1 protein-coding gene is annotated in these 1225 nt (G+C 54.7%); it reads right to left on the bottom strand.

All coding sequences use genetic code 11. From position 1 onward, the window contains the following. Window positions 1–296: 296 nt before the first annotated feature. The coding region (locus ACXRVY_RS30095) for an aspartyl/asparaginyl beta-hydroxylase domain-containing protein (RefSeq protein ID WP_458239085.1) at window positions 297–1225 on the bottom strand (929 nt) is incomplete at its 5' end.

The raw sequence follows: 1225 nt of genomic DNA, 5'->3' as shown, positions 1-1225 counted from the left end.
GCTTGGCTTTCAGCCTGATTCAGGTGAAGTTTCGAACATCTCGAATACAAACACCATGTAAAAAACTCCAATTCCAGGGGGCGAAGGCGGGGGCTGACAAAGTGATCGAAAGCCTAAATGACAGGAAAAACCAAGGGCACAGTCCAGGCTGAGGCGGGCTCTGTGTAAATCATCCATGGCTTGACGTTATTTTCGGTCAGGAATCGTACTACAAACCTGCGAGAAAGTTCCCGCAAATCAAAAAAAAGATCGCCAGTTGACGATCCTTTTTCCTGACCCGCAGGACAGCTTCAACTTCAGCCAAACAACCAATAGGCCAACAATCCCGATACCGCTACCGCCAATATCGGCCGCAATACGCGATACGCCTTGGGATTACGGCGTTTCCACTGTTTGACCACACCGCTGAATTTATCGCTGGAGTTCTTGCTCCAGGCGTAAGCCTTGTTGATCCCGCCCACACGCTCGTCATCGAGGTTTTGCGGCGCAGTTGCACGGCCCAGCCATGCGCTGATACTGCGATTGATGCGGGTCATTAAGCGATTGCTCAGCGGACGTTCGATGTCGCAGAACAGGATGACGCGGGTCTTTTCCGTTTCATTCTTGACCCAGTGCACGTAGGTTTCGTCGAACATCACGTCTTCCCCATCGCGCCAGGCGTAAACCTGACCGTCGACAAAGATGCGGCAATCGTCGGAGTTCGGTGTCGACAGCCCCAGGTGATAACGCAGGGAGCCGGCAAACGGATCGCGATGCGGGTTGAGGTGGCTGCCACCCGGCAGCAGCGCAAACATGGCGCCCTTGACGTTGGGAATGCTGCTGACCAGTTCCACGGTTCTCGGACACAAGGTTTCGGCAGAAGGCAGCGGTTTGTCATACCACTTGAGGTAGAAACGCTTCCAGCCCTTCTTGAAGARCGAACCAAAACCGGCGTCGTTGTTCTTTGCCGCCGCACGGATATAGCCCTCGTCGAACAAGTGCATCGCTTCGTCGCGAATCACCTCCCAGTTGTCCCTGAGCACATCCAGTTCCGGGAACTTGCTGCGATCCAGATACGGTTTCGAAGGCACGCCGGAAAACAGGTACATCAAGGCGTTATAGGGTGCGAACAGTGCCGAATGGTTAACGAACTGGCGCAACACCGGCAGACGCGCCTTGCCGCGTAAATGCACATAGAGGGTGCTGCCGAGAAACAGCAGCAACAACGAGGCCTTCGCGGCAAACG

The sequence above is a fragment of the Pseudomonas sp. P5_A2_2 genome (assembly GCF_054177685.1).
Note: the sequence above shows the minus strand (reverse complement) of the source record. Positions and strands in the feature narration are given on the sequence as shown.